The sequence below is a fragment of the Streptoverticillium olivoreticuli subsp. olivoreticuli genome, assembly GCF_003391135.1.
Taxonomy (GTDB): domain Bacteria; phylum Actinomycetota; class Actinomycetes; order Streptomycetales; family Streptomycetaceae; genus Streptomyces; species Streptomyces blastmyceticus.
Map to the genome: position 1 here is coordinate 4,625,288 of NZ_CP031455.1, position 24,742 is coordinate 4,650,029.

At 67.2% G+C, this 24,742-nt stretch carries 35 protein-coding genes; 3 read left to right on the plus strand and 32 right to left on the minus strand.

Features of this window, described 5'->3' with window-relative positions; translation table 11 throughout:
- The first annotated feature begins 257 nt into the window (after positions 1–257).
- Positions 258–2,378: a glycosyltransferase gene (locus DXZ73_RS20170; RefSeq protein ID WP_116212418.1), complete on the plus strand. Its 2,121-nt coding sequence runs from the start codon at positions 258–260 to the stop codon at positions 2,376–2,378.
- Positions 2,379–2,434: 56 nt separating this feature from the next.
- Here DXZ73_RS20170 and truA read toward each other — a convergent pair whose 3' ends face one another.
- The 31 genes from truA to rpsJ all read right to left on the minus strand — a co-directional run bounded on the left by truA (position 2,435) and on the right by rpsJ (position 19,596).
- The gene (truA, locus tag DXZ73_RS20175; RefSeq protein ID WP_116212420.1) at positions 2,435–3,289 is read right to left on the minus strand and encodes a tRNA pseudouridine(38-40) synthase TruA; all 855 of its coding nucleotides are present in this window, start codon (positions 3,287–3,289) and stop codon (positions 2,435–2,437) included.
- A gap of 78 nt (positions 3,290–3,367) precedes the next feature.
- Entirely contained in the window at positions 3,368–3,832 is a 465-nt protein-coding gene (rplQ, locus tag DXZ73_RS20180; protein WP_030368392.1) for a 50S ribosomal protein L17, read from the minus strand.
- A 97-nt stretch (positions 3,833–3,929) separates the two neighbouring features.
- Positions 3,930–4,952 (minus strand): DNA-directed RNA polymerase subunit alpha, encoded by a 1,023-nt coding sequence (locus DXZ73_RS20185; protein WP_004946635.1) that lies wholly within the window; start codon positions 4,950–4,952, stop codon positions 3,930–3,932.
- A 187-nt stretch (positions 4,953–5,139) separates the two neighbouring features.
- Complete coding sequence (rpsK, locus tag DXZ73_RS20190) at positions 5,140–5,544, minus strand: 30S ribosomal protein S11 (protein WP_003956432.1); 405 nt, start codon at positions 5,542–5,544, stop codon at positions 5,140–5,142.
- A 68-nt stretch (positions 5,545–5,612) separates the two neighbouring features.
- Positions 5,613–5,993, minus strand: coding sequence for a 30S ribosomal protein S13 (gene rpsM / locus DXZ73_RS20195; RefSeq protein ID WP_116212422.1), 381 nt, complete (start codon positions 5,991–5,993; stop codon positions 5,613–5,615).
- Positions 5,994–6,188: 195 nt separating this feature from the next.
- On the minus strand, positions 6,189–6,302 hold the full coding sequence (gene rpmJ, locus DXZ73_RS20200) for a 50S ribosomal protein L36 (protein WP_003956441.1): 114 nt from the start codon (positions 6,300–6,302) through the stop codon (positions 6,189–6,191).
- Between the two features lie 59 nt (positions 6,303–6,361).
- Positions 6,362–6,583, minus strand: a complete 222-nt coding sequence (gene infA / locus DXZ73_RS20205; RefSeq protein ID WP_003956442.1) for a translation initiation factor IF-1 — start codon at positions 6,581–6,583, stop codon at positions 6,362–6,364.
- 177 nt (positions 6,584–6,760) lie between these two features.
- Positions 6,761–7,597: a type I methionyl aminopeptidase gene (gene map / locus DXZ73_RS20210; protein WP_116212424.1), complete on the minus strand. Its 837-nt coding sequence runs from the start codon at positions 7,595–7,597 to the stop codon at positions 6,761–6,763.
- 114 nt (positions 7,598–7,711) lie between these two features.
- Complete coding sequence (locus DXZ73_RS20215) at positions 7,712–8,368, minus strand: adenylate kinase (protein ID WP_116212425.1); 657 nt, start codon at positions 8,366–8,368, stop codon at positions 7,712–7,714.
- Positions 8,368–9,681 carry a preprotein translocase subunit SecY gene (gene secY / locus DXZ73_RS20220; RefSeq protein WP_116212427.1) on the minus strand — a complete coding sequence of 438 codons (1,314 nt, stop codon included), beginning with the start codon at positions 9,679–9,681 and terminating at the stop codon, positions 8,368–8,370. Before secY ends, DXZ73_RS20215 begins: the two co-directional genes overlap by 1 nt.
- Before the next feature lie 213 nt (positions 9,682–9,894).
- Positions 9,895–10,350, minus strand: a complete 456-nt coding sequence (gene rplO, locus DXZ73_RS20225) for a 50S ribosomal protein L15 (RefSeq protein ID WP_116212429.1) — start codon at positions 10,348–10,350, stop codon at positions 9,895–9,897.
- A 1-nt stretch (position 10,351) separates the two neighbouring features.
- Positions 10,352–10,534 (minus strand): 50S ribosomal protein L30, encoded by a 183-nt coding sequence (rpmD, locus tag DXZ73_RS20230; RefSeq protein WP_030368398.1) that lies wholly within the window; start codon positions 10,532–10,534, stop codon positions 10,352–10,354.
- Positions 10,534–11,136: a 30S ribosomal protein S5 gene (gene rpsE / locus DXZ73_RS20235; protein ID WP_116212431.1), complete on the minus strand. Its 603-nt coding sequence runs from the start codon at positions 11,134–11,136 to the stop codon at positions 10,534–10,536. Before rpsE ends, rpmD begins: the two co-directional genes overlap by 1 nt.
- A 46-nt stretch (positions 11,137–11,182) precedes the next feature.
- On the minus strand, positions 11,183–11,566 hold the full coding sequence (rplR, locus tag DXZ73_RS20240) for a 50S ribosomal protein L18 (RefSeq protein ID WP_116212433.1): 384 nt from the start codon (positions 11,564–11,566) through the stop codon (positions 11,183–11,185).
- A gap of 3 nt (positions 11,567–11,569) precedes the next feature.
- Positions 11,570–12,109 carry a 50S ribosomal protein L6 gene (rplF, locus tag DXZ73_RS20245; protein WP_116212435.1) on the minus strand — a complete coding sequence of 180 codons (540 nt, stop codon included), beginning with the start codon at positions 12,107–12,109 and terminating at the stop codon, positions 11,570–11,572.
- Between the two features lie 22 nt (positions 12,110–12,131).
- Entirely contained in the window at positions 12,132–12,530 is a 399-nt protein-coding gene (gene rpsH / locus DXZ73_RS20250; protein ID WP_116212436.1) for a 30S ribosomal protein S8, read from the minus strand.
- Between the two features lie 209 nt (positions 12,531–12,739).
- Positions 12,740–12,925 (minus strand): type Z 30S ribosomal protein S14, encoded by a 186-nt coding sequence (locus tag DXZ73_RS20255; protein WP_030368403.1) that lies wholly within the window; start codon positions 12,923–12,925, stop codon positions 12,740–12,742.
- Positions 12,926–12,930: 5 nt separating this feature from the next.
- On the minus strand, positions 12,931–13,491 hold the full coding sequence (rplE, locus tag DXZ73_RS20260; protein ID WP_116212438.1) for a 50S ribosomal protein L5: 561 nt from the start codon (positions 13,489–13,491) through the stop codon (positions 12,931–12,933).
- Positions 13,491–13,814 (minus strand): 50S ribosomal protein L24, encoded by a 324-nt coding sequence (gene rplX / locus DXZ73_RS20265; RefSeq protein WP_116212440.1) that lies wholly within the window; start codon positions 13,812–13,814, stop codon positions 13,491–13,493. Before rplX ends, rplE begins: the two co-directional genes overlap by 1 nt.
- Before the next feature lie 3 nt (positions 13,815–13,817).
- Positions 13,818–14,186, minus strand: coding sequence for a 50S ribosomal protein L14 (gene rplN / locus DXZ73_RS20270; RefSeq protein ID WP_030368406.1), 369 nt, complete (start codon positions 14,184–14,186; stop codon positions 13,818–13,820).
- Positions 14,187–14,320: 134 nt separating this feature from the next.
- Complete coding sequence (gene rpsQ, locus DXZ73_RS20275; RefSeq protein ID WP_030026328.1) at positions 14,321–14,602, minus strand: 30S ribosomal protein S17; 282 nt, start codon at positions 14,600–14,602, stop codon at positions 14,321–14,323.
- The gene (gene rpmC, locus DXZ73_RS20280) at positions 14,602–14,826 is read right to left on the minus strand and encodes a 50S ribosomal protein L29 (protein ID WP_116212442.1); all 225 of its coding nucleotides are present in this window, start codon (positions 14,824–14,826) and stop codon (positions 14,602–14,604) included. Before rpmC ends, rpsQ begins: the two co-directional genes overlap by 1 nt.
- Entirely contained in the window at positions 14,826–15,245 is a 420-nt protein-coding gene (rplP, locus tag DXZ73_RS20285; RefSeq protein WP_116212444.1) for a 50S ribosomal protein L16, read from the minus strand. The genes rpmC and rplP overlap by 1 nt, the downstream gene beginning before the upstream one ends.
- Positions 15,246–15,250: 5 nt before the next feature.
- Positions 15,251–16,081 carry a 30S ribosomal protein S3 gene (gene rpsC / locus DXZ73_RS20290; protein WP_116212446.1) on the minus strand — a complete coding sequence of 277 codons (831 nt, stop codon included), beginning with the start codon at positions 16,079–16,081 and terminating at the stop codon, positions 15,251–15,253.
- Entirely contained in the window at positions 16,081–16,428 is a 348-nt protein-coding gene (rplV, locus tag DXZ73_RS20295; RefSeq protein ID WP_004571827.1) for a 50S ribosomal protein L22, read from the minus strand. Before rplV ends, rpsC begins: the two co-directional genes overlap by 1 nt.
- 41 nt (positions 16,429–16,469) lie before the next feature.
- Entirely contained in the window at positions 16,470–16,751 is a 282-nt protein-coding gene (rpsS, locus tag DXZ73_RS20300; protein ID WP_030368412.1) for a 30S ribosomal protein S19, read from the minus strand.
- 12 nt (positions 16,752–16,763) lie between these two features.
- Positions 16,764–17,600, minus strand: coding sequence for a 50S ribosomal protein L2 (gene rplB, locus DXZ73_RS20305; RefSeq protein WP_116212448.1), 837 nt, complete (start codon positions 17,598–17,600; stop codon positions 16,764–16,766).
- Positions 17,601–17,639: 39 nt separating this feature from the next.
- Entirely contained in the window at positions 17,640–17,972 is a 333-nt protein-coding gene (gene rplW, locus DXZ73_RS20310) for a 50S ribosomal protein L23 (protein ID WP_116212450.1), read from the minus strand.
- Positions 17,972–18,622 (minus strand): 50S ribosomal protein L4, encoded by a 651-nt coding sequence (gene rplD, locus DXZ73_RS20315; protein WP_116212452.1) that lies wholly within the window; start codon positions 18,620–18,622, stop codon positions 17,972–17,974. Before rplD ends, rplW begins: the two co-directional genes overlap by 1 nt.
- Before the next feature lie 7 nt (positions 18,623–18,629).
- Positions 18,630–19,274, minus strand: a complete 645-nt coding sequence (gene rplC, locus DXZ73_RS20320) for a 50S ribosomal protein L3 (protein ID WP_116215731.1) — start codon at positions 19,272–19,274, stop codon at positions 18,630–18,632.
- 13 nt (positions 19,275–19,287) lie between these two features.
- Positions 19,288–19,596: a 30S ribosomal protein S10 gene (gene rpsJ, locus DXZ73_RS20325; protein WP_003948644.1), complete on the minus strand. Its 309-nt coding sequence runs from the start codon at positions 19,594–19,596 to the stop codon at positions 19,288–19,290.
- 611 nt (positions 19,597–20,207) lie between these two features.
- On the opposite strand from rpsJ, the gene DXZ73_RS20330 reads away from it, so the two are divergent.
- Together DXZ73_RS20330 and DXZ73_RS20335 are read left to right on the plus strand one after the other, a co-directional pair.
- Positions 20,208–22,322, plus strand: a complete 2,115-nt coding sequence (locus tag DXZ73_RS20330; protein WP_338059130.1) for a PIG-L family deacetylase — start codon at positions 20,208–20,210, stop codon at positions 22,320–22,322.
- A gap of 124 nt (positions 22,323–22,446) precedes the next feature.
- Positions 22,447–23,310 carry a metallophosphoesterase family protein gene (locus tag DXZ73_RS20335; RefSeq protein WP_116212456.1) on the plus strand — a complete coding sequence of 288 codons (864 nt, stop codon included), beginning with the start codon at positions 22,447–22,449 and terminating at the stop codon, positions 23,308–23,310.
- An 86-nt stretch (positions 23,311–23,396) separates the two neighbouring features.
- On the opposite strand, the gene tuf is transcribed toward DXZ73_RS20335, so the two are convergent.
- Positions 23,397–24,590, minus strand: a complete 1,194-nt coding sequence (gene tuf / locus DXZ73_RS20340; protein ID WP_116212458.1) for an elongation factor Tu — start codon at positions 24,588–24,590, stop codon at positions 23,397–23,399.
- Positions 24,591–24,742 lie beyond the last annotated feature (152 nt).

The following is a 24,742-nucleotide window of genomic DNA, read 5'->3' on the forward strand; positions in this document are numbered from 1 at the left end:
ACCCTCTGGACGGCTGTCCGAGCGCCCCCGGCGCACGGGCCGCGGGGACGATCTCCCCACTTGACCCACGACCTGTGACTCAAGCCACAATGTAGGCTTCGCAAGCAACCGATACCCCTCCCAACGGTCTTTACCGACGGATCGGGCCGCACTCGACCAACACTTGGCCCAGCGGTCCGCACACAGGGGACGACCCGGACACCCAGGCCAGGGGGAAGGACGGACGCGGCACCCGAACGTGCCGCGCACACACCGCCATGAAGATCTCTTTCCTTTTGCAGAATGCCTATGGCATCGGCGGCACGATCCGCTCCACGTTCAACGTCGCCGGCGCGCTCGCGGCCCGGCACGACGTGGAGATCGTGTCGATCCACAGAACCGGTGGCACGCCCAAGCTCCCCCTGCACCGCAAGGTCAAGCTGGTCCACCTCATCGACACCCGCGCCGAGACCGGCGCCGACCGGGACAACGGCCTGCTCCAGCAGGACAGCACGCTGATCCCGCCCGTCGAGGCGAAGGGCGCGCAGTTCAGCGCGCTCACCGACAAGCGCGTCGCCGAGCACCTCGCCCGCACCGACGCCGACGTCGTGATCGCCACCCGCCCCGGCCTGGTGATGTATCTCGCCGAGTTCGGCACGGACCGCTACCTCAAGATCGGCCAGGAGCACCGGATCTACGGCACGCACGAGCCGAACATCCGCGCCGCCCAGGACCGCGCCATCCCGAAGCTCGACGCGCACACCGCCGTCTCCGAGGCCGACGCGGTCACCCACCGCGAGCACTTCCTCGGCGTGAAGACCAAGCTGATCGCCCTGCCCAACGGCGTCCCGCCGTCCGAGGTCGAGCCCTCCGACGGCAACGCCAAGCTGGTCGTCGCCGCGGGCCGGCTGATCCCCGTCAAGCGTTACGACCTGCTGGTCAAGGCGTGGGCCACCGTCGCCGCCACCCGCCCCGACTGGAAGCTGCGGATCTACGGCCGCGGCCCCCAGCAGGCCAAGCTGCGCGAGCAGATCGACAAGCTCGGTCTCAACGAGCACGTCCGCCTCATGGGCCCCCACTCCCCCATCGAGACCGAGTGGGCCAAGGGCTCCATCGCCGCCGTGACCTCCCGCGAGGAGTCCTTCGGCATGACGATCGTGGAGGCCATGAACTGTGGCGTGCCCGTCGTCGCCACCGACTGCCCGCACGGCCCCGGTGAGATCATCAGCGACGGCAAGGACGGCCTGCTCGTCACCAACCTCGACAGCGACGCCATCGCCAAGGGCCTGCTCAAGCTGATCGAGGACGACGAACTGCGGCACGCCATGGGCAAGGCCGCCCGGATCTCCGCCGAGCGCTATCAGCCCGACGCCATCGCCCGCGCCTACGAGGACCTCATCGAGAGCCTCGGCGGCGACACCGGCACCGCGCCGGCCCCCGCGGGCAGCGCCCCCGGCGAGCCCCGCAAGCCCGCGCCCGTGCCGCTGTCGAAGGTGCTGCGCCGCACCGCGGGCAAGCTCATCCGCCCGCTGCGCCGCTCGGTGGCCAAGCCCGCCACCCCGGCGGTCAAGGCGGCCATAAAGGAGATCGTCCGCAAGCCGCTGCGCTGCACCGCGTCCTGCCGCGTCGACGCCGACGGCAACATCGTCGTCTCCGTCGACCGCAAGGGCCTGTCCGGCGAGAAGCTGTCCCTGACGGTCACCCGCCGCAAGGAGGGCAAGCCGATCAGCGTGCCGCTGAAGGCCACGGCCGACGGCAAGGGCGCGTACACCGCGGTGCTCGACCGCCGCGAACTCCGCCTGGGCGAAGGCCGTTGGGACTTCCACGTCGTACGGGGCGACGACGGCGCCCGCCGCCGGGTCGTCTCGCACCTCGCCGAGGGCCGCGGCCTGGTGGAGCTGGAGCCGCTGCCGGGCTCGCCGTTCACCTGGTGGGTGGCCTATCCGACCGTCGACGGCTTCCTCGCGCTGCGCGCCTGGAATCGCGAGCAGCACGCCGAGGCCCGCACGGTCCGGCAGGGCAACAACGCACTGACGGTCGAAGGCACCCTGCACGGCACGCGGTTCACCGCCGACAGCAACCCCGTCGTCGTCGCCACCCCGCGCATCGAGGCGGCATCGACGGTGACGGCGGAGGTCACGGTCGTCAACGAGACGGCCTTCACCTTCAGCCTGTCGTACGCGGATCTGCGGCACGCCCGCGGCGGCGACGAGAACACCGTCTGGGACCTGGCCCTGCGCCCGACCCCCGACGCCGAGCCGATCCGCGTCGCCCGCCTCGTCGGCGACATCGTCGACCGGAACAAGACCGACATCTATCCGGTGGTCGACGGCATCAAGCCGTACTTGACGGTCAACAGCGACCTCGCGGTCAACTGCCCGGCCCCCGAAGGCGCCTGACGCTCAATCAGTGGGTTAGGCCAACTCCCTTGACCTAACCCACTGTTGCGTCCGGATCAGCAGCAACCCGCGCCCGGCAGCGTTCGCTTGTTGCGCGCCTCGCGGTTGCGGGCGGCGAGCTCGGAGTCGGCCGGGTAGCCGACCTCCTCCAGCGTCAGCCCGTGCGGCCGCACCACGTGCACCGCCGAATCGCGGACCCGCGCGGCGAGCACCTTGCCCGGCCAGTCCACCGGCCGGTGCCCGTCGCCGACGAACAGCAGCGCGCCCACCAGCGAGCGCACCATGTTGTGGCAGAAAGCGTCCGCCTTCACAGTCGCGGTGACGACACCCGACGCGTCGCGCTCCCAACTCAAGCGCTGGAGCGTGCGGATGGTCGTCGCGCCCTCGCGCTTCTTGCAGTACGCGGCGAAGTCGTGCTCCCCGAGCAGCGCGCGCGAGGCCTCGTTCATCGCGTCGACGTCCAACGGCCAGTCGTGCCACAGGACATGACCGCGCAGCAGCGGATCGACACCGCCCACGTGGTCGGTCACCCGATAGGCGTACCGCCGCCAGATCGCCGAGAAGCGGGCGTTGAAACCGGCCGGCGCCTCCGCGACCTTCCACACCCGTACGTCGTGCGACAGCCGTCCGGCGAGCCGGCGCAGCAGCTTCTCCTCGTGCTCGGCCCACAGCTCGGCCGGCAGGTCGACGTGCGCGACCTGGCCACGGGCGTGCACCCCGGAGTCCGTACGGCCCGCGACCGTCAGCTCATAGGTCTCGGACGACCGCGTCACCGTACGGAGGGCGGACTCGATCTCGCCCTGCACGGTGCGCAGGCCCGAGCGCTGCTTGGCCCAGCCGGAGAAGTCCTTGCCGTCGTACGACAGATCCAGCCGCACCCGCACAAAGCCGGGCTCAACTTCGTCACTCACCGCGTTCCTCTTTCAGAAAATGCGGGACGGGCCCGCCCCCGAAGGGAGCGGACCCGTCCACTGCACGCATCAGATGCGTCAGGCGTCCTTGGACTCCTCGGCCGGAGCCTCGGCAGCAGCCTCGGACTCCTTGACCGCACGCTTGGTGGCGGCCTCGGCCTCGGCGACGGTCGCCTTCTTCGCGATCTCGCCCTCGACGAGCTCGATCACGGCCATCGGGGCGTTGTCGCCACGACGGTTGCCGATCTTGGTGATACGGGTGTAGCCACCCGGACGCTCGGCGAAGCGCGGAGCGATCTCGGTGAAGAGCACGTGCACGATGCCCTTGTCCGTGATCGTCTGAAGAACCTGGCGACGGTTGTGGATGTCGCCCTTCTTCGCCTTGGTGATCAGACGCTCGGCCACGGGGCGCAGGCGACGGGCCTTGGCCTCGGTGGTGGTGATGCGGCCGTGCTCGAAGAGCGACTTGGCGAGGTTCGCCAGCATCAGCTTCTCGTGCGCGGCACCGCCGCCCAGACGGGCACCCTTGGTGGGACGCGGCATGGTGTTTCTCCTTGATTCTCTGCACCGGCCGTATCAGGTACCGATGTCAGGTCCCGGTGGGCGGTTGCCCACCAGAAGTTTGAGCGAGCCCTACGGCTCAGTACTGCTCGGTCTCCACGAAACCCGCGTCCGCGTCGTCGTCGGCGCCAAAGGCGTCGGCGGCGGCGGTCGGGTCGAATCCGGGCGGGCTGTCCTTGAGCGCCAGGCCCATGCCGGCCAGCTTCGCCTTGACCTCGTCGATCGACTTCGCACCGAAGTTGCGGATGTCGAGCAGGTCGGCCTCGGAGCGGGCGACGAGCTCACCCACGGAGTGGATGCCCTCGCGCTTGAGGCAGTTGTACGACCGAACGGTGAGCTCGAGCTCCTCGATCGGCAGCGCCAGGTCGGCGGCCAGGGCGGCGTCCGTCGGGGACGGGCCCATGTCGATGCCCTCGGCGTCGATGTTGAGCTCGCGGGCCAGACCGAACAGCTCGACCAGGGTCTTGCCGGCGGACGCCATGGCGTCACGCGGGCGCATGGCCTGCTTGGTCTCGACGTCGACGATCAGCTTGTCGAAGTCGGTGCGCTGCTCGACACGAGTCGCCTCGACCTTGTACGTGACCTTGAGCACCGGGGAGTAGATGGAGTCGACCGGGATACGGCCGATCTCCTGGCCCACCTGCTTGTTCTGCACGGCGGAGACGTAGCCGCGACCGCGCTCGACGGTCAGCTCCATCTCCAGCTTGCCCTTGGCGTTCAGCGTCGCCAGGACCAGGTCCGGGTTGTGGACCTCGACACCGGCCGGCGGGGCGATGTCCGCGGCGGTGACCAGGCCGGGGCCCTGCTTGCGCAGGTACATCACGACCGGCTCGTCGTGCTCCGAGGAGACGACCAGCTGCTTGATGTTCAGGATGAGGTCGGTGACGTCCTCCTTGACGCCCGGCACGGTGGTGAACTCGTGCAGGACACCGTCGATGCGGATGGACGTGACAGCCGCACCCGGGATCGAGGAGAGGAGCGTACGACGCAGGGAGTTACCGAGGGTGTAGCCGAAGCCCGGCTCCAGCGGCTCGATCACGAACCGGGAGCGGAACTCGTCGACGACCTCTTCGGTCAGCGAGGGGCGCTGAGCGATCAGCATGCGAAGCATCCTTCAGTCATGGACACCCACTATTTGATGTCCTGAGGTACTACAAGGGTACGGGCGGTACGGCTCCGAAGAGCCGTACCGCCCAGACCTTCAAGGCAACCGCGAGAGCGGCGCTGCGTCAGACGCGGCGGCGCAGGTCACCTCCGCTCACGCGGAGAAGCCCATCGCCGATCGCGGATCAGACGCGGCGGCGCTTCGGCGGACGGCAGCCGTTGTGCGGCGTGGGGGTGACGTCCTGGATCGAGCCGACCTCGAGGCCGGTCGCCTGGAGCGAACGGATGGCGGTCTCGCGACCGGAACCCGGGCCCTTGACGAAGACGTCAACCTTGCGCATGCCGTGCTCCTGCGCGCGACGGGCAGCCGACTCGGCGGCCATCTGCGCGGCGAACGGAGTGGACTTGCGGGAGCCCTTGAAGCCGACGTGGCCGGCGGAGGCCCAGGAGATCACGTTGCCGGACGGGTCCGTGATCGAAACGATGGTGTTGTTGAACGTGCTCTTGATGTGCGCGTGGCCGTGAGCGACGTTCTTCTTTTCCTTGCGACGCACCTTCTTGGCTGCGCCCTGACGTCCCTTGGGGGGCATGTCTTACTCCTGTGGAGTGGAGGTGATCGGTCCTACAGCGAAGACCGCTGGTGAGCGTCCGCTGAGGACTACTTCTTGCCCGGCTTCTTCTTGCCGGCGATCGCGCGACGCGGGCCCTTGCGGGTACGAGCGTTCGTGCTGGTGCGCTGACCGTGGACCGGCAGGCCACGACGGTGACGCAGACCCTGGTAGCAGCCGATCTCAACCTTGCGGCGGATGTCGGCCTGGATCTCGCGACGGAGGTCACCCTCGGTCTTGAGGTTGGCGTCCACGTACTCGCGGATCTTGACCAGGTCCTCTTCGGGAAGGTCACGAACGCGGGCGTTCGGGTTCACACCGGTCGCGGCGAGAGTCGCCTGCGACTGGGTGCGGCCGATACCGAAGACGTAGGTGAGTGCAACCTCCACGCGCTTGTCGCGCGGGATGTCAACACCGGAAACGCGTGCCATTGACTGGCTCCAGTTGATTCTCGGGGGTCTTCCACAGTGCCGCTCTCGACCGCCGACCGCTCTTGATCAAGAGCGGTGGTACGTTCCGAGTCCCCGGCCCCCGCCGGAGGTGTCGCCAGCCGTGGCTGGACGGGCCCTGCGTATGTACGTATTGCTATGCGTCGCGCGAAGTAACTGCGAAGTGCAGGTTCTGCGTCAGCCCTGGCGCTGCTTGTGGCGCAGGTTGTCGCAGATGACCATGACCCGGCCGTGGCGGCGGATCACCTTGCACTTGTCGCAGATCTTCTTGACGCTCGGCTTGACCTTCATGGGATGTCAGGTTCTCCGGGTCAGTGCCGCCACCCCGCGAGAGGGGGCGTCGACAAGATCTACTTGTAGCGGTAGACGATCCGGCCACGCGTCAGGTCGTAGGGAGAGAGCTCCACGACGACCCGGTCATCCGGGAGAATACGGATGTAGTGCATCCGCATCTTGCCGCTGATGTGCGCGAGGACCTTGTGACCGTTCTGGAGCTCCACCTTGAACATTGCGTTCGGCAGAGACTCGATCACGGTGCCCTCGATCTCGATGGCACCTTGCTTCTTGGCCACGCTTCGCCTTTCGAATCGGCTACCTTGATCAACTCTCGTGATCGAACATGCCGTACGAACGCAGGCATGCGGATACACGAGAGCCGACGCGTCAGTCTACGTCAGGGCAACCCGAAAGACTAATCCAGGGGTGACTGCCCAGCCGCAGAGATCCTTAAGCGGAACCCCTCGCGGTCCTTACGCGAGAGGATCCGGGGCGGCCACGATGCCGTACTCCGCCAGCTTCGCCTTGCCGCCGTCCACCGCGGTCAGGACCAGCGGTCCCTGCTCCGTCACGGCGACCGAGTGCTCCCAGTGGGAGGACCAGGTCATGTCGTCCGTGAGGACCGTCCAATCGTCCTCCAGGACGTGCGTACGCGCCGTGCCGAGGCTCACCATCGGCTCGATCGCGATGCAGAAGCCGGGGACCAGCTTGGGGCCCTTGCCGCGCTTTCGGGAGACGTAGTTCAGCAGGTGCGGGTCCATGTGCATCTCGGAGCCGATGCCGTGCCCGCCGTAGTCCTCGATGATCCCGTACTTCCCGGTGGCCGGGCGGGGCTGGCGGCGGATGTAGCCCTCGATGGCCTTGGAGATGTCCACCAGGCGGTTGCCGTTCTTCACGGCCGCGATGCCGGCCCACATCGATTCCTCGGTCACCCGGGAGAGCTCGATCAGCTCCGGAGCGTGACCGGTGCCCACGAAGGCCGTGAAGGCCGCGTCGCCGTGCCAGCCGTCGATGATCGCGCCCGCGTCGATGGAGATGATGTCGCCGTCCTTCAGGACGGTCTTCGTGTCCGGGATGCCGTGGACGACGACCTCGTTCACCGAGGTGCAGATCGTCGCGGGGAAGCCGCCGTAACCGAGGAAGTTCGACTTCGCGCCGTGCTCGGCGAGCACCTTGCGGGCGACCTCGTCCAGGTCCTTGGTCGTCGCACCCGGCACGGCCGCCTCCCGGGTGGCCGCGTGAATGGCGGCGACGACCAGCCCCGCCTCGCGCATCTTCGCGATCTGCTCGGGAGTCTTGATCTCCACCATGGGGTGCTGCCTCTCTTGGTGCCGCGTACGGATGGTGCCGCAAACAAAAATTTCTCGGACAACACTACGGCCGCGATGCCCGGTGGGGCATCGCGGCCGTAGGAGGACCGTGTCTCAGGCGTTCGCGCGGTCCAGAGCGGCCATCGCGCGCTCCGTGACCTCGGCGACCGGACCGAGTGCCGAGATCGTGACCACCAGGCCCTGGGCCTTGTAGTAGTCGATGATCGGCTCGGTCTGCGTGTGGTAGACCTCGAGGCGGTCACGGACCGTGTCCTCGTGGTCGTCGTCACGCTGGTACAGCTCGCCGCCGCAGGCGTCGCAGACGCCCTCGGTCTTCGGCGCGTTGTAGATCACGTGGAAGACGTGGCTGCTGTCCCGGCGGCAGATCCGGCGACCGGCGATCCGCTTGACGACCTCGTCCTCCGGGACCTCCAGGTCCAGGACGGCGTCCAGCCGGAGGTCGTCGGCCTTGAGGATCTCGTCCAGGGATTCGGCCTGGACGAGGTTCCGCGGGAAGCCGTCGAGCAGGAAGCCGTTCGCGGCGTCCGGCTGCTCCATGCGGTCCTTGGCCATCCCGATGGTGACCTCGTCCGGCACGAGCTGGCCGGCACGCATGTACTCCTGTGCCTTCTGCCCGAGCGGCGTGCCCTGGCTGATGTTCGCCCGGAAAAGGTCACCCGTCGAGATGTGCGGGATCGCGAGATTCTTGGCGAGGTACGCGGCCTGCGTACCCTTGCCGGCGCCGGGCGGCCCGACGAGGACGATTCGCATCAGCGGAGGAACCCTTCGTAGTTGCGCTGCTGAAGCTGGCTCTCGATCTGCTTCACAGTCTCCAGACCGACACCCACGATGATCAGGATGCTGGTTCCCCCGAACGGGAAGTTCTGGTTTGCCTTGAGTGTGACCAGTGCCACGGTGGGCACCAGGGCGATCAGCCCCAGGTAGAGAGAGCCGGGCCACGTGATGCGGTTCAGCACGTAGCTCAGGTACTCCGCGGTGGGACGACCGGCCCGGATGCCCGGAATGAACCCACCATACTTCTTCATGTTGTCGGCAACTTCTTCGGGGTTGAAGGAGATGGCGACGTAGAAGAAGGCGAAGAAAACGATCAGCAGGAAGTACGTGACCATGTAGATGGGGTGGTCACCCTTGACGAGGTTGGAGTTGACCCACGTCGCCCAGCCCGCCTTGGAGCCGGTGAACTGCACCAGCAGCGCCGGGATGTACAGCAGCGACGAGGCGAAGATGACCGGGATCACGCCCGCCTGGTTCACCTTGAGCGGGATGTAGGTCGAGGTGCCGCCGTAGGACCGGCGGCCGATCATGCGCTTCGCGTACTGCACGGGGATGCGGCGCTGGGCCTGCTCGACGAAGACGACGAGCGCGACCATGGCCAGGCCGCAGACGATGACGAGCCCGAACTCCAGCCAGCCGCCCATCAGCTTGCCCGCGAGCTTGATGCCCCACAGGCCGCTCGGGAAGCCCGCCGCGATGGACGTGAACATCAGGATCGACATGCCGTTGCCGATGCCGCGGTCGGTGATCAGCTCACCGAGCCACATGATCAGGCAGGTGCCCGCGGTCATGGTGATGACCATCATGGCCGTGGCGAAGATCGACTTGTCGGGAACGATCTGGTTGCCGACCGCACAGCCGCTGAACAGCGCACCGTTGCTCGCGGTGGCCACCAGACCGGTGCCCTGGAGGATGGCGAGGGCGACGGTCAGATAACGCGTGTACTGCGTGATCTTCGCCTGCCCCGACTGTCCCTCCTTCTTGAGGGCTTCCAGCCGTGGGATGACGACAGTGAGCAACTGCAGGATGATGCTCGCCGTGATGTAGGGCATGATCCCGAGCGCGAAGATCGTGACATGCAGCAGCGCGCCGCCGCTGAACATGTTCACGAGGCCGAAGAGGCCCTGGCCGCTCTTGGCCTGGTCCATACACGTCTGGACGTTGGCATAACTGACGCCCGGCACCGGCACGTGCGCGCCGAGCCTGAAGAGCACCATGATGCCCAGCGTGAACAGCAGCTTCTTGCGCAGGTCGGGCGTCTTGAACGCTCGGGCGAACGCGGTGAGCACGGTGCCTCCTGCGCCTCTCACGCAGCGACGTGAGAGGAGACGGTCTTGAGGATCGACGAATACATATCAGTCAAAATCCGCACGGGTCGCCATGCATGACAGTCCGCGCGGAGGTTAACAGTGCACGCCACCTTACCGGCGACCGTGCCCCCCTTGGAACGACCAACCGGGGATGCCCCTTTTGGGACATCCCCGGTTGTCAGTTCAACGAGCTCAGACGAGCTCGGTGACGCTGCCGCCGGCAGCGGCAATCTTCTCCTTGGCGGAGCCGGAGACGGCGTCAACCGTCACCTGCAGCGCCACGGAGATCTCGCCCTGGCCCAGGACCTTGACGAGCTGGTTCTTGCGAACCGCACCCTTGGCGACCAGATCGGCCACCGTGACCTCGCCACCCTGCGGGTAGAGCGCGGCCAGCTTGTCCAGGTTCACGACCTGGAACTCGGTACGGAACGGGTTCTTGAAGCCCTTGAGCTTCGGGAGACGCATGTGGAGGGGCATCTGCCCACCCTCGAAGCGCTCCGGAACCTGGTAACGGGCCTTGGTGCCCTTGGTACCACGACCTGCGGTCTTACCCTTGGACGCCTCACCACGACCCACACGGGTCTTGGCGGTCTTGGCGCCCGGGGCGGGCCGGAGGTTGTGGACCTTCAGCGGGTTCTGCTCCGCCATGTCAGTCGACCTCCTCAACCGTCACGAGGTGGCGGACGGTCTGCACCATGCCGCGGATCTCGGGACGGTCCTCCTTGACGACCACATCGTTCATGCGCTTGAGACCAAGCGAACGAAGGGTGTCGCGGTGGTTCTGCTTGCTACCGATGTAGGACTTGACCTGCGTGACCTTGAGGCGAGCCATTACGCACCCGCCCCTGCACGCGCCCGCAGCAGTGCGGCGGGGGCGACGTCCTCCAGCGGCAGGCCACGACGGGCCGCGATCTCCTCGGGGCGCTGAAGGCCCTGAAGCGCGGTCACCGTGGCGTGCACGATGTTGATCGGGTTCGAAGAACCGAGCGACTTCGACAGGATGTCGTGGACGCCGGCGCACTCGAGCACCGCACGCACCGGGCCACCGGCGATAACGCCGGTACCGGGGGAAGCAGGCTTGAGCAGGACGACGCCCGCCGCCTTCTCGCCCTGGATCGGGTGCGGGATGGTGCCCTGGATGCGGGGGACCTTGAAGAAGTTCTTCTTGGCCTCTTCCACGCCCTTGGCGATGGCCGCGGGAACTTCCTTGGCCTTGCCGTATCCGACACCTACGGTGCCGTCACCGTCGCCCACCACGACCAGCGCGGTGAAGCTGAAGCGGCGACCACCCTTGACAACCTTGGCGACGCGGTTGATCGCGACAACGCGCTCAACGTACGCGGTCTTCTCGGCGGCAGCGCCACCGTCGCGACCCTTCCGGTCCCGCCGCTCGCCGCCACCGGCACCGCTTCCGCGGCGCTGGGGTCCAGCCATTGGATTTACCTCTCTCTGTTACGTCCGCTAGCTCCGGAACCGGGGCTTAGAACTTCAGCCCGGCTTCGCGGGCGGCGTCAGCCAGAGCGGCAATGCGCCCGGCGTACCTGTTGCCACCACGGTCGAACACGACGGCCTCGACACCGGCAGCCTTCGCACGCTCGGCGACCAGGGCACCGACCTGCTTGGCCTGCGCGGACTTGTCGCCCTCGCCACCACGGATCGACGCGTCCAGGTTCGACGCCGACGCCAGGGTGTGACCCTTGATGTCGTCGATGACCTGAGCGGTGATACCGCGGTTCGAGCGGGTCACGACGAGGCGCGGACGCTCCGCCGTACCCGACACGTTCTTGCGAATGCGGACATGGCGGCGGGCCTTGGCGGCACGCTTGTAAGCGTCGCCCTTGGCGATCTTCACACCGTATGCCATGGCTTACTTACCAGCCTTTCCGACCTTGCGGCGGATGACCTCGCCGGCGTACTTGACGCCCTTGGCCTTGTACGGGTCGGGCTTCCGCAGCTTGCGGATGTTCGCCGCGACCTCGCCGACCTTCTGCTTGTCGATGCCCTCGACGCTGAGCTTGGTCGGGGACTCCACCTTGAAGGTGATGCCCTCGGGGGCCTCGATCACAATCGGGTGGCTGTAGCCCAGGGCGAACTCCAGGTTGGAGCCCTTCGCCTGGACGCGGTAACCGACACCGCTGATCTCAAGAGCCTTGCTGTAGCCCGCGGTCACGCCGGTGATCATGTTCGCCACCAGCGTGCGGGACAGGCCGTGCAGGGCCTTGTTCTGACGCTCGTCGTTCGGGCGGGTGACGACAAGAGTGCCGTCCTCGGCCTTAGCGATCTCGATGGGCGCGGCAACGGCGTGCGCGAGGGAACCCTTGGGGCCCTTCACATGCACCGTACGGCCATCGATGGTGACGTCCACACCAGCGGGAACCTGGATGGGCAGCCGTCCAATACGCGACATTGGCTATTCCTCCGTTCCCTGGTTACCAGACGTAGGCGAGGACTTCCCCACCCACGCCCTTCTTGCTGGCCTGCTGGCCGGTCAGGAGACCGTGGGACGTGGAGATGATCGCCACGCCCAGGCCGCCGAGGACCTTCGGCAGGTTGGTGGACTTTGCGTAGACCCGCAGGCCCGGCTTCGAGATGCGCTTGATGCCGGCGATCGAGCGCTCGCGGTTCGGGCCGAACTTCAGCTCGAGGGTCAGGGACTTGCCGACCTCGGCGTCCTCGACCTTCCAGCCGGTGATGTAGCCCTCCTGCTGGAGGATCTCCGCGATGTGCGACTTGATCTTGCTGTGCGGCATCGACACGGTGTCGTGGTATGCCGAGTTAGCGTTTCGCAGACGGGTCAGCATGTCTGCGATCGGATCGGTCATGGTCATGTTTGGCCTTCGGCCTCTCTCGCCGTGGTTTCCTATCTGCGCCATCCCTCTCCCCGAGCTGAGTCGGGACGGGTGCGGCGCGGGGACCTACGGCGTAGTAAGACGGTCATGGGCGGCAGGCGCCCAACCCTTCCACTCTACGGGAGGGAAAGGCGGGGCACCCGCCATCCTTGATGCTTACCGAGAGCCCTGGATTCCCAAGTAGGGAATTACCAGGAGCTCTTGGTCACGCCCGGCAGCTCGCCACGGTGAGCCATCTCACGAAGGCACACGCGGCACAGGCCGAACTTGCGGTAAACGGAGTGCGGGCGGCCGCAACGCTGGCAGCGGGTGTACGCGCGCACACCGAACTTCGGCTTGCGGGCAGCCTTGGCAATAAGAGACTTCTTCGCCATCTCGCTTACGCCTCCTTGAAGGGGAAGCCGAGGTGACGAAGGAGGGCGCGACCCTCGTCGTCGTTGGTCGCCGTGGTGACCACGGTGATGTCCATACCCCGGACGCGGTCGATCTTGTCCTGGTCGATCTCGTGGAACATGACCTGCTCCGTGAGACCGAAGGTGTAGTTGCCCCGACCGTCGAACTGCTTCGGGGACAGACCACGGAAGTCGCGGATGCGCGGCAGCGCGAGCGACAGCGTACGGTCCAGGAACTCCCACATGCGGTCACCGCGGAGGGTGACGTGGCAGCCGATCGGCTGCCCCTCGCGCAGCTTGAACTGCGCGATCGACTTGCGGGCCTTGGTCACGGCCGGCTTCTGGCCGGTGATCGTGGTGAGGTCGCGGATGGCGCCCTCGATCAGCTTGGAGTCGCGGGCGGCGTCGCCCACACCCATGTTGACCACGATCTTGGTCAGGCCGGGGATCATCATGACGTTCTCGTACGAGAACTCCTCACGGAGCTTCGGGGAGATCTCGTCACGGTAGCGCTGCTTGAGACGCGGCGCGTTGGTGGTGGCAGTCATCAGATGTCCTCACCGGTGCGCTTGGCAACGCGGATCTTGTTGCCCTCGTCGTCGAAGCGGTAACCGACACGAGTGACGACCTTCTTGCCGTCCTTCTCCACGATCAGCTGAACGTTGCTGACGTGGATGGGGGCCTCGGTCGTCACGATGCCGCCGGTCTTGGAACCACGGGCGGTCTGGCCGGCCTTGGTGTGCTTCTTGACCCGGTTGACACCCTCGACGAGGACGCGGTTCTCGCTGGGCATGGCCACGATGACCTTGCCCTGCTTGCCCTTGTCCTTACCGGTGATGACCTGGACCAGGTCGCCCTTCTTGATCTTCATCGGTTACAGCACCTCCGGCGCGAGCGAGACGATCTTCATGAACTTCTTCTCGCGCAGCTCACGGCCCACGGGGCCGAAGATACGGGTGCCGCGGGGGTCACCGTCGTTCTTGAGAACGACAGCGGCGTTCTCGTCGAAACGGATGTACGAGCCATCCGGACGGCGGCGCTCCTTGACGGTGCGAACGATGACGGCCTTGATGACGTCACCCTTCTTCACGTTGCCACCGGGGATCGCGTCCTTGACGGTGGCGACGATGACGTCACCGATGCCCGCGTAGCGACGACCCGAACCACCGAGAACACGGATGCAAAGGATCTCCTTGGCACCAGTGTTGTCGGCGACCCGAAGTCGCGACTCCTGCTGGATCACGTCTATCTCCTGATCGTCTGCCGGTTCCCGGCGGGGGCCTCAAGTGAATGAGGCCCCACGCCGAGCCTGGCGGAACTTATCCGAGGGGAAACCCCCTCAGACGGTAATTATTGGAATTCCCTTGCGGGAATTACCTACTTGGCCTTCTCGAGGATCTCGACGATGCGCCAGCGCTTGCTCGCCGACAGCGGACGCGTCTCCATGATGAGGACGCGGTCGCCGACGCCGGCAGCGTTCTGCTCGTCGTGCGCCTTGAGCTTGTTCGTACGGCGGATGACCTTGCCGTACAGCGCGTGCTTGACGCGGTCCTCGACGGCGACGACGACGGTCTTGTCCATCTTGTCGCTGACGACGAGACCCTCACGGGTCTTGCGGAAGCCGCGCTCGTTCGTCTCAGTCACATTCTTCTCGCTCATCAGGCGCTCTCCACCGTCTCGATGCCCAGCTCGCGCTCGCGCATCAGGGTGTAGATCCGGGCGATGTCCTTACGGACGGACTTGAGCCGACCGTGGTTCTCGAGCTGCCCGGTCGCCGCCTGGAAGCGGAGGTTGAACAGCTCTTCCTTGGCCTCACGGAGCTTCGCGACGAGGTCCTCGCCGTTCAGCTCACGCAGCTCGGTCGCCTTGATACCAGCGGCCATCACGACTCACCTGCCTCGCGCCGAACAATGCGGCACTTCATCGGAAGCTTGTGGGCGGCGCGGGTGAGCGCCTCCTTAGCGACCTTTTCGTTCGGGAAGGACAGCTCGAACATCACCCGACCGGGGTGGACGTTCGCGACCCACCACTCCGGAGAACCCTTACCGGAACCCATGCGGGTTTCGGCCGGCTTCTTCGTCAGCGGACGGTCGGGGTAGATGTTGATCCACACCTTGCCGCCACGCTTGATGTGACGCGTCATGGCGATACGAGCGGACTCGATCTGACGGTTGGTCACGTAGGCCGGGGTCAGGGCCTGGATGCCGTACTCACCGAAGGCGAGCTCAGTGCCACCCTTGGCCATACCGCGTCGCTTGGGGTGGTGCTGCTTGCGGTGCTTGACCCTGCGAGGGATCAGCATGTCGGTCAGGCCTCCGTTCCGGTGGACTCAGCCGGAGCAGCGGCAGCGGCCTCGGCCTTGGGGGCCTCGGCGCCGGCGTTCTGCTGCGGCTTGCGGCCGCGGCCGCCACGCTCGCCACCACGGCCACCACGGGCCGGGCGGTCCTGGGCGCCACCGCGGGACGGGCGGTTGCCCGCACGCGCGGCGGCGTTCTCGGCGCGGACCTCGGCGATGTTCTTGACGTCGCCCTTGTAGATCCAGACCTTCACGCCGATGCGGCCGAAGGTGGTCTTGGCCTCGAAGAAGCCGTAGTCGACGTTCGCGCGGAGCGTGTGCAGGGGCACGCGGCCCTCGCGGTAGAACTCCGAGCGGGACATCTCGGCGCCGCCGAGACGGCCACCGCACTGGATCTTGATGCCCTTGGCGCCGGCCTTCATCGTCGACTGCATGCTCTTACGCATGGCGCGACGGAAGGAGACGCGGGAGGACAGCTGCTCGGCGACGGCCTGGGCCACCAGCTGAGCGTCCACCTCGGGGTTCTTGACCTCGAGGATGTTCAGCTGGACCTGCTTGCCGGTCAGCTTCTCCAGCTCGCCGCGGATACGGTCGGCCTCGGCGCCGCGGCGGCCGATGACGATGCCCGGACGAGCGGTGTGGATGTCGACGCGGACGCGGTCGCGGGTGCGCTCGATCTCAACCTTCGAGATACCGGCGCGCTCCATGCCCTTCGTCATCATGCGACGAATGGCAACGTCTTCCTTGACGTAGTCCTTGTACAGCTTGTCGGCGTACCAACGGGACTTGAAGTCCGTGGTGATGCCGAGCCGGAACCCGTGCGGGTTAACCTTCTGGCCCATTACCGGGTTCCTTCCTTGCTGCTGACGACCACGGTGATGTGGCTGGTCCGCTTGCGGATCCGGTAGGCACGGCCCTGGGCGCGCGGACGGAACCGCTTCAGGGTCGGGCCCTCGTCGACGTACGCCTCGCTGATGACCAGCGAAGAGGCGTCGGTGTGGTCGTAGTTGTGTGCAGCGTTGGCGATGGCGCTGTCCAGCACCTTGCCAACCGGCACGCTCGCGGCCTGCGGGGCAAAACGCAGGACCGCCTGAGCCTCCGTGGCATCCATGCCACGGATGAGGTCCACCACGCGGCGGGCCTTCATGGGCGTGACGCGGATGTACCGCGCCTGGGCCCTGGCTTCCATGGTTGTCCCTTCGGTGTCAGTCATAGTCGTTCACACCCCGCCTAGCGGCGCTTCGACTTGCGGTCGTCCTTGACGTGGCCGCGGAAGGTGCGGGTCGGCGAGAACTCGCCGAGCTTGTGGCCGACCATCGACTCGGTGACGAACACCGGGACGTGCGTCTTGCCGTTGTGCACCGCGAGCGTGTGGCCGAGCATGGCCGGCACGATCATGGAGCGACGGGACCAGGTCTTGATGACGTTCTTGGTGCCGGCTTCGTTCTGGGCGTCCACCTTCTTGATGAGGTGGTCGTCGACGAAGGGCCCCTTCTTGAGACTACGCGGCATCTAAACCCGCTCCTAGCGCTTCTTGTTCGTCTTGCGGCGGCGGACGATGTACTTGTTGCTCGCCTTCTTGGGAGAACGAGTACGACCCTCCTTCTGACCCCACGGGGAGACCGGGTGGCGACCACCGGAGGTCTTACCCTCACCACCACCGTGCGGGTGGTCGACCGGGTTCATCGCCACACCACGCACGGTCGGGCGAACGCCCTTCCAGCGCATACGGCCGGCCTTGCCCCAGTTGATGTTCGACTGCTCGGCGTTGCCGACCTCGCCGACGGTGGCGCGGCAGCGGACGTCGACCAGGCGGACCTCACCGGACGGCATGCGCAGGTGGGCGTACTGGCCCTCCTTCGCCAGCAGCTGCACGGAAGAACCGGCAGAGCGGGCGAACTTGGCGCCACCACCGGGGCGGAGCTCGATCGCGTGGATCGTCGTACCGACCGGGATGTTGCGCAGCGGCAGGTTGTTGCCCGGCTTGATGTCGGCCGTGGGGCCGTTCTCGATCCGGTCACCCTGCTGGAGCTTCGCGGGGGCGATGATGTAGCGCTTCTCGCCGTCTGCGTAGTGCAGCAGCGCGATGCGCGCGGTGCGGTTCGGGTCGTACTCGATGTGAGCGACCTTGGCCGGCACGCCGTCCTTGTCGTGACGACGGAAGTCGATCACGCGGTAGGCGCGCTTGTGGCCACCACCCTGGTGGCGAACGGTCACACGACCGGCGTTGTTACGGCCGCCCTTGCTGTGCAGCGGGCGGACCAGCGACTTCTCCGGCGTGGACCGCGTGATCTCGACAAAGTCGGCGACGCTGGAGCCACGACGGCCCGGGGTCGTCGGCTTGTACTTGCGGATACCCATTTCTCAGTCCTCGTCCGATTCCGGACGACTCGGACTCCGTTAGGAGACCGGGCCGCCGAAGATGTCGATTCGGTCGCCCTCGGCGAGGGTCACGATGGCGCGCTTGGTGTTGGCGCGCTTGCCGAAACCGGTCTTGGTGCGCTTGCGCTTACCCTGACGGTTGATCGTGTTGACCCCGGTGACCTTGACCGAGAAGACCGCCTCGACGGCCTGCTTGATCTGGGTCTTGTTCGCGCGCGGGTCGACGATGAACGTGTACTTGTTCTCGTCGAGAAGCGCGTAGCTCTTCTCCGAAACCACCGGCTTGACCAGGATGTCACGGGGGTCCGTGTAGGTCTTGCTGGTGACCACGGCGACAGTCGCCTCACTCATCAGGCGTCGCTCCCTTCGAGCTCGCCGGCCGTCTTCGCGGCCACGAAGGACTCGAAAGCGGCCTTGGTGAAGACCACGTCGTCCGAGACGAGCACGTCGTACGTGTTCAGCTGGCCCGGCTCCAGGATGTGGACCTGGGGCAGGTTGCGGGCGGACAGCCACGCGGCCTCGTCGGCGCGGTCGACGACCAGGAGCAGGTTCTTGCGCTCCGAGATCTTGCCGAACAGCGTCTTGGCGGCCTTCGTGGAGACCTCGCCCTCGACCACGCCGGAGACGACGTGGATGCGGGAGTGGCGCGCCCGGTCGGTGAGGGCACCGCGCAGGGCGGCGGCCTTCATCTTCTTCGGGGTCCGCTGCGAGTAGTCACGCGGCACGGGACCGTGCACGACGCCACCACCGGCGAACTGCGGCGCGCGGGTCGAACCCTGACGGGCGCGACCGGTGCCCTTCTGGCGGTACGGCTTCTTGCCGCCGCCTCGGACCTCGCCGCGGGTCTTGGTCTTGTGCGTGCCCTGACGGGCCGCGGCCAGCTGCGCGACAACGACCTGGTGGATCAGCGGAATGCTGACCTTCGCGTCGAAGATCTCCGTGGGGAGCTCGACGGTCCCGGCCTTGTCGCCTGCCGGCGAAAGGATGTCAATGGTGCTCATCGTTACCTCAGGCCCCCTTGGCCGCGGTACGGACCAGGACGAGGCCGCCGTTCGGACCAGGAACCGCGCCCTTGATCAGGAGCAGGCCCTTCTCCGCGTCAACGGCGTGGACGGTCAGGTTCTGGGTGGTGACCCGCTCGTTGCCCATGCGGCCCGCCATGCGGAGGCCCTTGAACACGCGGCCCGGGGTGGCGCAGCCACCGATGGAACCGGGCGAGCGGTGCTTGCGCTGGGTGCCGTGACCGGCGCCGAGGCCCTTGAAGTTGTGACGCTTCATGACACCGGCGAAGCCCTTGCCCTTGCTCTTGCCGGTGACGTCGACCTTGACGCCCGACTCGAACACGGCAGCGGTGATCTCCTGGCCGAGCGTGTACTCGCTGGCGTCAGCGGTACGCAGCTCCACCAGGTGGCGGCGCGGGGTGACGTCGGCCTTGGCGAAGTGACCCTTGAGGGGCTTGTTCACCTTGCGCGGGTCGATCTCGCCGAAGGCGATCTGGACCGACTCGTAGCCGTCGCGGTCGTTGGTGCGGACCTGGGTGACGACACAGGGCCCGGCCTTGACGACGGTCACCGGGACGACCCGGTTGTTCTCGTCCCAGACCTGGGTCATGCCGAGCTTCTCGCCCAGGACGCCCTTAATGTTCTTTGCCATCTCGCGCGTCACCTCAGAGCTTGATCTCGATGTCGACGCCCGCCGGCAGGTCGAGGCGCATGAGCGAGTCAACCGTCTTCGGCGTGGGGTCGAGGATGTCGATGAGGCGCTTGTGCGTGCGCATCTCGAAGTGCTCGCGCGAGTCCTTGTACTTGTGCGGCGACTTGATGACGCAGTACACGTTCTTCTCAGTGGGCAGCGGCACCGGGCCTGCGACCGACGCACCAGTGCGGGTCACCGTCTCGACGATCTTCTTCGCCGAGGAGTCGATGACCTCGTGGTCGTAGGCCTTGAGCCGGATGCGGATCTTCTGTCCCGCCATGGCTACTTCGTAGTCCTGTCTCTCGTAACGCTCTGGGACCCGGTGTGCTGCGACCCTTGCGGAACGCCGCCCTTCTCCGACCCACGCGGTCGGGCGTGTCGCGCCCCCTCCTGAAAATTTCCCATAAGGAAATTCCCGGTGAAGGGGGTTGTGGGGGAAGGGCACCCACCGAGCGCCTGGCCGGGGCCGCGCTGGCGCTTCCCGGAAGATTCCCGTACTTCCACCCCTCAAAAGGGGTGACGAGTACTGCGGGACTCGCTTCCAGTCCTCCCGGCGGGAGGCGCGCAAGCATCAGCTCACAACCGAGCAACCTGAACAGTGTGCCATACGCGCCCGAAGGGGCGCCAATCGCAGCCGAAGAAGGTACCCCGACCGGCTCAGTTGTCAAACCACCCCGCCGACATACGGGACACTATGGTCGCGTAGGCCCAGGCCGCCCGCCGGAGGCCGTCCGACCCGCACGCCGCGTCGGCCCCCCGGGCCTCCTGGCCTTACCCGCCTTTGCCGTGGTTTGCCGTGGTCTTGAGCAACCCGCGCGATCCCCATCACGTCCCCTAACACGCTGGGGCAGCCGGGGACTGCGTGCTGCACAACGAGACGGAGTCACTTAGTTGAACACCTCACAGCGCATGGTGATATCCCGCCGGACCGCGCTCGCGGGCCTGGCCGCCACCACGGTGGCGGTGGCCGCGGGGTGCAGCGGCGGCGGGGACGGCGGCCACAAGCCCAAGGCCTCCCCCAGCCCCATAAGGGCCGTGGATCCCCATGCCACGCAGTCGTTCAACAGTGTGAAGAGCCCGCTGCTGCTGCAGGTCATGGCGCACCCCGACGACGACCTGTTCTTCATGAACCCCGACGCCCAGCACATCGTGCAGTCCGGGGTGCCGGTCGTGTCGGTCTATGTGACGGCGGGCGAGGCCGTCGGCCAGAACTGGATCGAGGGCATGCCCAAGGGCAAGCCCGACAAGGCCGCCTACTCCTCGGCCCGGCACCAGGGGCTCCGCCAGGCGTACGCGGAGATGCTGGGTCTCGACAAGTTCACGGGCTGGAAGAAGTCCGTGCTGGACCTCGGCAACGGCGTCAAGGCGGAGACCGACGAGCTGGCCAACGGCAACCGCCGGGCCCAGCTGATCTTCCTCAACATCGCCATGCTCTCCGCCCACGACATGCGCCTGCCGCTGCTGTGGGAGCGCCCGGACGGCGAGATGCAGAGCCTGGTCGCCACGGGCTCGCCGTGCACCACCGTCAGCAAGTACGGCCACGGCACGCTGGTGGACACGCTGGCCACGATCATGGACCGGTTCAAGCCGTCCGTGATCCACACGATGGATCCGGACCCCGACTACCAGGTCCACGACGCCACGCACCCCAAGGACAACGACTACGGCGCCTGCTCCGACCACCGCGACCACACGCCGACCGCGCTCTTCACCTGGAAGGCGATGTCGCAGTGGGTGGCCGACGCCACCAAGCGCGACGGGCACCCCCCGCGCTTCGTGACCACGTCCTTCCGTGGCTATTACAACCAGCGCTGGCCGCACAACCTGCCGCCCGAGGTCGTGGAGCAGAAGCACCGCCTGGTCGAGGCGTACGGCGGCGACCCCAAGTGGGAGTGCGGCAACCCCGCGGGCTGCGGCGACTACGGCCAGGGCGGCGACCGCCCGATCAAGAACCGCAAGGGCTGGATCCGCTCCACCCACTACCGCTACGAGGGCGCCACGACGGCCCCCGACACGGACAGGTCGGGCCGCCTGGAGGCGTACGGCGTGCTCGGCACCCAGGCCGTGCGCTGGCAGGAGACCTCGGCCGGGAGCGGCCGCTGGGGCGAGCCGCAGAACCTCGGCGGCGGCCCCCTCGCCCCCGCCCTGGCCTCCGTCAAGGACACGGCCGGGCGCCGGCTGCTGTTCGCCCTGCGGTTCTCCGCGCTGGCGGGCCAGGGGCGGCCGGACACCCGCGAGATCGTGGTCCTGGAGCAGGGCTCCCCGGACGGCGCCTTCAAGGACTGGAAGCCGCTCGGCAACCCCGAGCACAAGCCCGACCGCGGCCGCCGCGTGGGCATGCCCGCGGCGATCGCCACCCCGGACGGCCGGGTGCACCTCTTCGTCCGCAACGCCGGCAAGGGCGTCTCCAGCCGCGTCCGCGAGGCCGACGGCAAGTGGGGGAAGTGGCAGAGCCTGCACGGCCAGGAGATCCAGGACGGCCTGACGGTGGTCCTGGACCAGGACAAGCGGGTGCACGTCTTCGGCACCGGCCGGGACACCGTGCACCACTGGAGCCAGGACGCCCCGGACAAGCCGGTCCGCGCGATGCCCCTCAAGGGCCTCCCGCAGCCCGGCGGGCTCCCCGGTGCCACCCTGGACCCCGACGGGCGTCTCGCGGTCGTCTACCGCACCCCTGAGGCCGTCCAGCCGGTCGTCCACCGCTTCAAGCCCGGCTCCGAGGACGTGGCGAGCACCGAGCTCAAGGAGTTCGCGGGGTACGGCCCGCTCGACGCCCACACGCTGCCCGCGCGCGGCGGCAACGACACCGTGATCGTCCTCGGCCGGGCCGTCGACGGGAAGCTCCAGGTGGTGGACGCCGCATCCGGCGACGCCTCGCCCACGACCGCCCCCGACCAGGTCGCCGTGGGCACCGCCGCGGTGCTCACCGACGCGGGCCACCAGCTGTGCGTGGTCGCCATGGGAACGGACGCGAGCCCCTGGGTCTGGCGCCCGCAGAACGGCTGAGGCGCGGGCCCACGACCGCCCCCGGAATTCACCCTCCGGGGGCGGCGCCTTTCCCCGGTACGAGCGATTTCCCGCCGTGACGTAGATCGTTGCCGTGCCCGGGCACCCTTGCTACGTTGCTGCGATGCCGTCGACGATTCCCGGATCACCCCAACCCGGCCGGCGGCTCCTCGCCGTCAGCGACCTGCACATCAGCATGGCCGACAACGTACCGATCATGGAGTCCCTGCGGCCCGTCACGGACGAGGACTGGCTCATCGTGGCCGGTGACGTCGCCGAGGAGATCTCGGACGTCGAGCGGGCCCTGAAGCTGCTCGCCTCCCGCTTCGCCAAGGTGATCTGGGCCCCGGGCAACCACGAGCTGTGGACGCCCCCGTCCGATCCCGTTTCGCTGCGCGGCCAGGAGCGCTACCAGCACCTGGTGGAGCTCTGCCGCGGCCTCGGCGTGGTGACGCCCGAGGACCCCTACCCGGTGTGGGAGGGCGAGGGCGGGCCCGTGGCGGTCGCCCCGCTGTTCACGCTCTACGACTACACCTTCCGCACCCCGACCGCGGCCACCAAGCGGGAGTCCCTGGAGCAGGCCCACGCGGTGGGCGTGGTGTGCACGGACGAGTACCTGCTGCACCCGGACCCCTACCCGGCCGCCGACGACTGGTGCCGCGCCCGGGTGGCGGCCACCGAGGCCCGCCTCGCCGCGCACGACCCGTCCGTGCCCCTGGTCCTGATCAACCACTGGCCACTGGTGCGCGAACCCACGGACGTCCTGACGTACCCCGAGTTCGCCCAGTGGTGCGGCACGGTGCTGACCCGCGACTGGCACCGGCGCTTCAACACCGCGGCCGTCGTCTACGGACACCTGCACATCCCCCGCACCACCTGGTACGACGGCGTGCGCTTCGAGGAGGTCTCGATCGGCTACCCGCGCGAGTGGCGCCGCCGCGGCCACCCCAAGGGCCTGCTGCGGCAGATCCTGCCGTACCAGCAGTAAGCGCGGGGAAAGGCAAAAGGGCCCGCACATCCGAAGATGTGCGGGCCCTTTCGGACCGTCTGGGTCAGACCTGCAAGCAAGAAGACTTACTTGTTGATCTTGGTGACCTGGCCGGCGCCGACGGTGCGGCCGCCCTCACGGATGGTGAAGCGCAGGCCCTCCTCCATGGCGACGGGCTGGATCAGGGAGACGGACATCTCGGCGTTGTCGCCGGGCATGACCATCTCCGTGCCCTCCTTGAGGGTCACAACACCGGTCACGTCAGTCGTACGGAAGTAGAACTGCGGACGGTAGTTGTTGAAGAACGGGGTGTGACGGCCACCCTCGTCCTTCGACAGGATGTACGCCGTGGCCTCGAACTCGGTGTGCGGCGTGACCGAACCCGGCTTGATGATGCACTGGCCGCGCTCGACGTCCTCGCGCTTGATGCCACGGAGGAGCAGACCGACGTTCTCACCGGCCTGGCCCTCGTCGAGCAGCTTGCGGAACATCTCGATGCCGGTGACCGTGGTGGTGGTCTTCTCGGTCTTGATGCCGATGATGTCGACGGTCTCGTTGACCTTCAGGACACCACGCTCGATACGACCGGTGACGACGGTGCCACGACCGGTGATCGTGAAGACGTCCTCGATCGGCATCAGGAACGGCTTGTCGACGTCACGCTCGGGCTGCGGGATGTGCTCGTCGACGGCCTTCATCAGGCCGAGGAGCTTCTCGCCCCACTCCTTGTCGCCCTCGAGCGCCTTGAGCGCCGAGACCTGCACGACCGGAGCGTCGTCGCCGTTGAACTCGTACTCGTTGAGGAGCTCACGAACCTCGAGCTCGACGAGCTCCAGGATCTCCTCGTCGTCCACCATGTCGGCCTTGTTCAGGGCGACAACGATGTACGGAACGCCGGACTGGCGGGCCAGGAGCACGTGCTCCTTGGTCTGCGGCATCGGACCGTCGGTCGCGGCGACCACGAGGATCGCGCCGTCCATCTGGGCGGCACCGGTGATCATGTTCTTGATGTAGTCCGCGTGACCGGGGCAGTCGACGTGGGCGTAGTGACGCGACTCGGTCTGGTACTCAACGTGAGCGATCGAGATCGTGATACCGCGCTGACGCTCTTCGGGCGCCTTGTCGATCTCGTCGAACGGCGTGAAGGGGTTCAGGTCCGGGTACGCGTCGTGCAGCACCTTGGTGATCGCCGCGGTAAGAGTGGTCTTACCGTGGTCGACGTGACCGATGGTGCCGATGTTGACGTGCGGCTTAGTCCGCTCGAACTTCGCCTTCGCCACTGGGTCCTCCTACGGAGTGGTTCTGTACGCCTTACTCATCGGCGCCAGGTGATCTTTGCTGGGGTGCCGTCCGCCGGGGCAGCCGCCACGCATCGAAAGGAACACGTTCCTTACGGTACGCAGCGGAATGCCCCGACAGTCGGTGTAAAGCC

Bases quoted from the DNA above. Each gene is read 5' to 3' on its own strand.
- rpsJ (WP_003948644.1), bottom strand. From the start codon at position 19,596: ATGGCGGGACAGAAGATCCGCATCCGGCTCAAGGCCTACGACCACGAG.
- rplR (WP_116212433.1), bottom strand. From the start codon at position 11,566: ATGGCATACGGTGTGAAGATCGCCAAGGGCGACGCTTACAAGCGTGCC.
- rplP (WP_116212444.1), bottom strand. From the start codon at position 15,245: ATGCTGATCCCTCGCAGGGTCAAGCACCGCAAGCAGCACCACCCCAAG.
- rplC (WP_116215731.1), bottom strand. From the start codon at position 19,274: ATGGCAAAGAACATTAAGGGCGTCCTGGGCGAGAAGCTCGGCATGACC.
- rpmD (WP_030368398.1), bottom strand. From the start codon at position 10,534: ATGGCTCGCCTCAAGGTCACGCAGGTCAAGTCCTACATCGGTAGCAAG.
- rpsE (WP_116212431.1), bottom strand. From the start codon at position 11,136: ATGGCTGGACCCCAGCGCCGCGGAAGCGGTGCCGGTGGCGGCGAGCGG.
- DXZ73_RS20170 (WP_116212418.1), top strand. From the start codon at position 258: ATGAAGATCTCTTTCCTTTTGCAGAATGCCTATGGCATCGGCGGCACG.
- rpsC (WP_116212446.1), bottom strand. From the start codon at position 16,081: ATGGGCCAGAAGGTTAACCCGCACGGGTTCCGGCTCGGCATCACCACG.
- rplE (WP_116212438.1), bottom strand. From the start codon at position 13,491: ATGACTGCCACCACCAACGCGCCGCGTCTCAAGCAGCGCTACCGTGAC.
- rplD (WP_116212452.1), bottom strand. From the start codon at position 18,622: ATGAGCACCATTGACATCCTTTCGCCGGCAGGCGACAAGGCCGGGACC.
- rpsQ (WP_030026328.1), bottom strand. From the start codon at position 14,602: ATGAGCGAGAAGAATGTGACTGAGACGAACGAGCGCGGCTTCCGCAAG.
- DXZ73_RS20185 (WP_004946635.1), bottom strand. From the start codon at position 4,952: ATGCTGATCGCTCAGCGCCCCTCGCTGACCGAAGAGGTCGTCGACGAG.
- DXZ73_RS20215 (WP_116212425.1), bottom strand. From the start codon at position 8,368: ATGCGAATCGTCCTCGTCGGGCCGCCCGGCGCCGGCAAGGGTACGCAG.
- rpsS (WP_030368412.1), bottom strand. From the start codon at position 16,751: ATGCCGCGTAGTCTCAAGAAGGGGCCCTTCGTCGACGACCACCTCATC.
- rplF (WP_116212435.1), bottom strand. From the start codon at position 12,109: ATGTCGCGTATTGGACGGCTGCCCATCCAGGTTCCCGCTGGTGTGGAC.
- rpsK (WP_003956432.1), bottom strand. From the start codon at position 5,544: ATGCCCCCCAAGGGACGTCAGGGCGCAGCCAAGAAGGTGCGTCGCAAG.
- rpsM (WP_116212422.1), bottom strand. From the start codon at position 5,993: ATGGCACGCGTTTCCGGTGTTGACATCCCGCGCGACAAGCGCGTGGAG.
- rplQ (WP_030368392.1), bottom strand. From the start codon at position 3,832: ATGCCGCGTCCCACCAAGGGTGCCCGTCTGGGCGGCGGTGCCGCGCAC.
- rplV (WP_004571827.1), bottom strand. From the start codon at position 16,428: ATGGAAGCCAGGGCCCAGGCGCGGTACATCCGCGTCACGCCCATGAAG.
- rplB (WP_116212448.1), bottom strand. From the start codon at position 17,600: ATGGGTATCCGCAAGTACAAGCCGACGACCCCGGGCCGTCGTGGCTCC.
- rplX (WP_116212440.1), bottom strand. From the start codon at position 13,814: ATGAAGATCAAGAAGGGCGACCTGGTCCAGGTCATCACCGGTAAGGAC.
- map (WP_116212424.1), bottom strand. From the start codon at position 7,597: ATGGTGGAGATCAAGACTCCCGAGCAGATCGCGAAGATGCGCGAGGCG.
- rpmC (WP_116212442.1), bottom strand. From the start codon at position 14,826: ATGGCCGCTGGTATCAAGGCGACCGAGCTGCGTGAGCTGAACGGCGAG.
- rplO (WP_116212429.1), bottom strand. From the start codon at position 10,350: ATGGCGGAGCAGAACCCGCTGAAGGTCCACAACCTCCGGCCCGCCCCG.
- rplW (WP_116212450.1), bottom strand. From the start codon at position 17,972: ATGAGTGAGGCGACTGTCGCCGTGGTCACCAGCAAGACCTACACGGAC.
- DXZ73_RS20335 (WP_116212456.1), top strand. From the start codon at position 22,447: ATGCCGTCGACGATTCCCGGATCACCCCAACCCGGCCGGCGGCTCCTC.
- rpsH (WP_116212436.1), bottom strand. From the start codon at position 12,530: ATGACCATGACCGATCCGATCGCAGACATGCTGACCCGTCTGCGAAAC.
- DXZ73_RS20255 (WP_030368403.1), bottom strand. From the start codon at position 12,925: ATGGCGAAGAAGTCTCTTATTGCCAAGGCTGCCCGCAAGCCGAAGTTC.
- rpmJ (WP_003956441.1), bottom strand. From the start codon at position 6,302: ATGAAGGTCAAGCCGAGCGTCAAGAAGATCTGCGACAAGTGCAAGGTG.